Annotated in this window: 2 protein-coding genes and 2 pseudogenes; all 4 read left to right on the forward strand. The window is 69.5% G+C overall.

Annotated features, from left to right (window positions below):
- Nucleotides 1-228 (forward strand): annotated as a pseudogene (locus AX669_RS13595) (dihydroorotase); the annotation flags it as partial.
- Entirely contained in the window at nucleotides 225-1,424 is a 1,200-nt protein-coding gene (carA, locus tag AX669_RS05120) for a glutamine-hydrolyzing carbamoyl-phosphate synthase small subunit (RefSeq protein ID WP_062257039.1), read from the forward strand. The pseudogene AX669_RS13595 and the gene carA, both read left to right, overlap by 4 nt.
- Entirely contained in the window at nucleotides 1,424-4,732 is a 3,309-nt protein-coding gene (gene carB / locus AX669_RS05125; protein WP_006943748.1) for a carbamoyl-phosphate synthase large subunit, read from the forward strand. Before carA ends, carB begins: the two co-directional genes overlap by 1 nt.
- Before the next feature lie 65 nt (nucleotides 4,733-4,797).
- Nucleotides 4,798-5,310: pseudogene (locus AX669_RS05130) on the forward strand (hypothetical protein); the annotation flags it as partial.

Genomic DNA, 5,310 nt, shown 5'->3' on the forward strand with positions numbered 1-5,310 from the left:
AAGCCCGCCGCGATCGCCCGGCTGGGCTCGCACGGCCAGGGCCTCGTCGCCGGCGCACCCGCCAACATCACGCTCTTCGACCCGTCCGTCACCGTCACGGTGAACAAGGACGACTCGAAGTCGCTTTCCCGCAACAACCCCTGGCACGGCCGCACGCTCGAGGGCGCTGTGGTCTCGACGTACCTGCGCGGACGTCGCACCTTCCACGACGGAGAGGTTCAGCAGTGAACGACACCACCCCCGCCACGACGAAGCGCGCCAGTGCGTTCGTCTCGCGCGAACCGGCCTGCCTCGTCCTCGAGGACGGACGCATCTTCCGCGGCCGCAGCTACGGCGCGATCGGCACGACGTTCGGTGAGGCCGTGTTCTCGACCGGCATGTCCGGCTACCAGGAGACGCTGACGGACCCGAGCTACCACAAGCAGGTCGTCGTCATGACGGCCCCGCACGTCGGCAACACGGGCATGAACGACGAGGACTACGAGTCGGGCAAGATCTGGGTGGCCGGCTACGTCGTGCGCGACCCCGCCATCCGCCCGTCGAACTGGCGCTCGGTGCGCACCCTCGAGGACGACCTCGCCGAGAAGGGCATCGTCGGTATCTGCGACATCGACACACGCGCCCTGACGCGCCACCTGCGCGAGCGCGGCGCGATGCGCGTCGGTGTGTTCTCGGGTGCGGACGCCACGAACAGCGACGCCGACCTGCTCGACGCGGTGAAGAACGCCCCGCAGATGGAGGGCTCCGAGCTCGCATCCGAGGTCGCGACGAAGGAGGCATACGTCGTCGAGGCGAAGGGTGAGAAGAAGTTCACCGTCGCTGCCGTCGACCTCGGCATCAAGTCGAACACGCCGCGCATGATGAGCGAGCGGGGCATCGAGGTGCACGTGCTGCCGGCGACGGTGGCGCTCGACGACATCACGGCGATCAACCCCGACGGCGTGTTCTTATCGAACGGCCCCGGCGACCCGGCGACGGCGCCGCAGGTCGAGCTGCTGCGCGACGTGCTCGCGGCCGGCATCCCGTACTTCGGCATCTGCTTCGGCAACCAGCTGCTCGGGCGCGCGCTCGGGTTCGGCACGTACAAGCTGAAGTACGGCCACCGCGGCATCAATGTGCCGGTGCTCGACAAGGCGAGCGGCACCGTCGAGATCACCGCGCAGAACCACGGCTTCGCCGTCGACGCCCCGATCGAGGGATCGACGCAGGCGCCCAGCGACGCCGAACACGGCACGAGCTTCGGGCGCGTCGAGGTCTCGCACGTGTGCCTCAACGACGACGTCGTCGAAGGCCTGCGTTGCCTCGACATCCCGGCGTTCTCCGTCCAGTACCACCCCGAAGCCGCGGCCGGCCCGCACGACGCGGCGTACCTGTTCGACCGCTTCGTCGAGATGATGAGCGACAACCAGAAGGTGAACGCCTGATGCCCAAGAACACCGACATCAAGAGCGTCCTCGTCATCGGCTCCGGCCCGATCGTCATCGGTCAGGCCGCCGAGTTCGACTACTCGGGGACGCAGGCCTGCCGCGTCCTGCGCGAGGAGGGCCTGCGCGTCATCCTCGTCAACTCGAACCCGGCGACGATCATGACCGACCCGGAGACGGCCGACGTCACGTACGTCGAGCCGATCACGCCGGAGATCGTGGAATCGATCATCGCCAAGGAGCGCCCGGACGCGGTGCTCGCGACCCTCGGTGGTCAGACCGCGCTCAACACCGCGATCGCGCTGCACAAGAACGGCGTCCTCGAGAAGTACGGCTGCCCGCTCATCGGCGCCAACGTCGAGGCGATCGAGCTCGGCGAGGACCGTGAGAAGTTCAAGGGCGTCGTCGAGCGCTGTGGCGCCGAATCGGCCAAGAGCCACATCTGCCACACGATGGACGAGGTGCTCGCCGCCGCCGACGACCTCGGCTACCCCGTCGTCGTGCGCCCGTCGTTCACGATGGGCGGCCTCGGTTCCGGCTTCGCCTACGACGAGACCGATCTGCGCCGCATGGCCGGCGCGGGCCTGCAGGCGAGCCCCGTGACCGAGGTGCTGCTCGAGGAGTCGATCCTCGGGTGGAAGGAGTACGAGCTCGAGGTGATGAGGGACAACGTCGACAATGTCGTTGTTGTCTGCTCGATCGAGAACTTCGACCCGATGGGCGTGCACACCGGTGACTCGATCACCGTGGCTCCCGCTCTGACGCTCACCGACCGCGAGTACCAGCGCATGCGCGACGTCGGCATCGCCGTCATCCGCGAGGTCGGCGTCGACACCGGTGGCTGCAACATCCAGTTCGCCATCAACCCGGCCGACGGGCGCATGATCGTCATCGAGATGAACCCGCGCGTGTCGCGTTCCTCGGCGCTCGCGTCGAAGGCGACCGGCTTCCCGATCGCGAAGATCGCCGCGAAGATGGCCATCGGTTACTCGCTCGACGAGGTGCCGAACGACATCACCGCCGAGACCCCGGCGAGCTTCGAGCCGACGCTCGATTACATCGTCGTCAAGGTGCCGCGCTTCGCGTTCGAGAAGTTCCCCGCCGCCGACCGCACGCTGACGACGACGATGAAGTCCGTCGGCGAGGCGATGGCGCTGGGCCGCAACTTCACCGAGGCGCTGCAGAAGGCGCTGCGCTCGATCGAACGCAGCGACGGCCAGTTCCACTGGGATCCGGCGAGCGAGGTGACGAGCCGCGACGAGGCACTCGAGATCCTCGAGCGCTCCAAGCAGCCGACGGACGGACGCATCGTCCTCGTGCAGCAGGCGCTGCGCGCGGGCCTCAGCGTCGAGGAGGTGCACGAGGCGACGAAGATCGACCCGTGGTTCCTCGACCAGATGCAGCTCATCAACGACGTCGCGTCCGAGATCGCGGCGGCGCCCCAGCTGACGCCCGACCTGCTGCGCCTGGCGAAGAAGCACGGTTTCTCCGACGCCCAGATCGCGCAGCTGACGGGCATGAAGCAGGACGTCGTGCGCGGCGTGCGTCATGCCCTCGGCGTGCGCCCGGTCTACAAGACGGTCGACACGTGCGCCGCCGAGTTCGCCGCCCAGACGCCGTACTACTACTCCTCCTACGACGAGGAGAGCGAGGTGCTGTCGCGCGAGAAGCCGGCCGTCATCATCCTCGGATCGGGCCCGAACCGCATCGGTCAGGGCATCGAGTTCGACTACTCGTGCGTGCACGCCTCGTTCGCGCTGCGTGACGCCGGGTACGACACGATCATGGTCAACTGCAACCCCGAGACCGTCTCGACGGACTACGACACGAGCTCGCGCCTGTACTTCGAGCCGCTGACGCTCGAGGACGTGCTCGAGGTCGTCCACGCCGAGAGCGAGGCCGGCCCGATCGCGGGCGTCATCGTCCAGCTGGGCGGTCAGACGCCGCTCGGGCTCGCGAAGGCGCTCAAGGACGAGGGGGTGCCGATCGTCGGCACCTCGCCGGAGGCCATCGACCTGGCGGAGGACCGCGGCGCGTTCGGGCGCGTGCTCGCCGACGCGAAGCTGCCCGCGCCGCGTCACGGCATCGCCTTCTCGGCCGAGGAGGCCATCGAGGTCGCCCGCGAGATCGGCTACCCCGTGCTCGTGCGCCCGAGCTACGTGCTCGGCGGGCGCGGCATGGAGATCGTCTACGACGACGAGACGCTGCGCGGCTACGTCACGCGCGCGACGACGGCGTCGCCGGAGCACCCCGTGCTCGTGGACCGCTTCCTCGACGAGGCGATCGAGATCGACGTCGACGCGCTCTTCGACGGCGAGGACATGTACCTCGGCGGCATCATGGAGCACGTCGAGGAGGCCGGCATCCACTCCGGTGACTCCGCGTGCGTCCTGCCGCCCGCGACCCTCGGCACCGAAGAGCTCGAGCGCGTGCGCGCCTCGACGCTGGCGCTCGCGCAGGGCATCGGCGTGCGCGGCCTGATGAACGTGCAGTTCGCGCTCGCGCAAGACGTGCTCTACGTCCTCGAGGCCAACCCGCGTGCCTCGCGCACCGTCCCGTTCGTCGCGAAGGCGACGTCTGTGCCGCTCGCGAAGGCCGCGGCGCGCGTCATGCTCGGCGCCTCGATCGCCGACCTGCGCACCGAAGGGCTGCTACCGCCGAGCGGCGACGGCGCGAAGCTGCCGATGGACGCGCCCGTCGCGGTCAAGGAGGCCGTGCTGCCCTTCCAGCGCTTCCGCACCGCCGAGGGGCAGGTCGTCGACTCGCTGCTCGGGCCGGAGATGCGCTCCACGGGTGAGGTCATGGGCATCGACGCCGACTTCGCCACGTCGTTCGCCAAGGCGCAGCTCGGCGCAGGGCAGGGGCTGCCGACGTCAGGCACCGTGTTCGTCTCGTGCGCGAACCGCGACAAGCGCGCGATGCTGTTCCCGATCAAGCGTCTCGTCGACCTCGGCTTCGAGATCCTCGCGACGCCCGGGACGTCGGATGTGCTGCGCCGCAACGGAATCGCCTCGACCGTGGTGCGCAAGCACTCCGAAGGCCCCGGGCCGGACGGGGAGAAGACGATCGTGTCGCAGATCCTCGACGGCGAGGTCGCGATGATCGTCAACACGCCGTCCGGGTCGGATGCACGCGCTGACGGCTACGCGATCCGCGCGGCAGGGACGTCGATGAACGCGCCGATCCTCACGACGGTGCAGGAGCTCGCGGCCGCCGTGCAGGCCATCGAGGCCAGCATGCACGGCTCGTACGCGGTGAAGTCGCTGCAGGAGCACGCACGCGGCCTCGACATGTACGGCACGCGCTGAGGCAGGTCGACATCGCCGGATCGACGCCGGTGACGGCTGCGACGACCTCGGGTGACGAGGGTGCCGTGAGTGGCTCCCGAGAGCCCAAGGACGTCGTCGCCGTCACCGGTGAACTCATCTCGACGCGACGTGTCGGCGCGTTCGTCGCGCACACGTTCGTCGCGGCGGGCATCGCCGAACTCGCGCGACCGGGGCAGCTCGTCTCGCTCGCCGTCGGGGATGACGCCTCCGCCATCGTGACGCGCCGTGCCCTGCCGCTTCGCTCGGTGACGCCGAGCGGCACGTACGGCGGCACCGTCGAGGTCGTCGTCGACCCCGATGCGGACGCCGGTTCGGCGTGGCTGGCTGCGCGGCGCCTGCACGACGAGGTGAGCATCCTCGGCCCGCTCGGACGCGGTTTCCCGATTCCGACGAACCCGGTGCCCGTCGTCGTCGCAGCGGTCGGGGCGGGCGCGGCGTCGACGGGGTGGCTCGTCGAGACGCTGCGCCGCGCGGGCTGCCAGGTACCGCGGGTCGTCATCGGCGGTGAGGACGAGCGTCGGCTCCTCGGCGTCATCGAGGCGCGACGGCTCGTCGGC

Origin of the sequence: Dermacoccus sp. CCH2-D9, assembly GCF_001556795.1 — a bacterium.
Taxonomy (GTDB): domain Bacteria; phylum Actinomycetota; class Actinomycetes; order Actinomycetales; family Dermatophilaceae; genus Dermacoccus; species Dermacoccus nishinomiyaensis.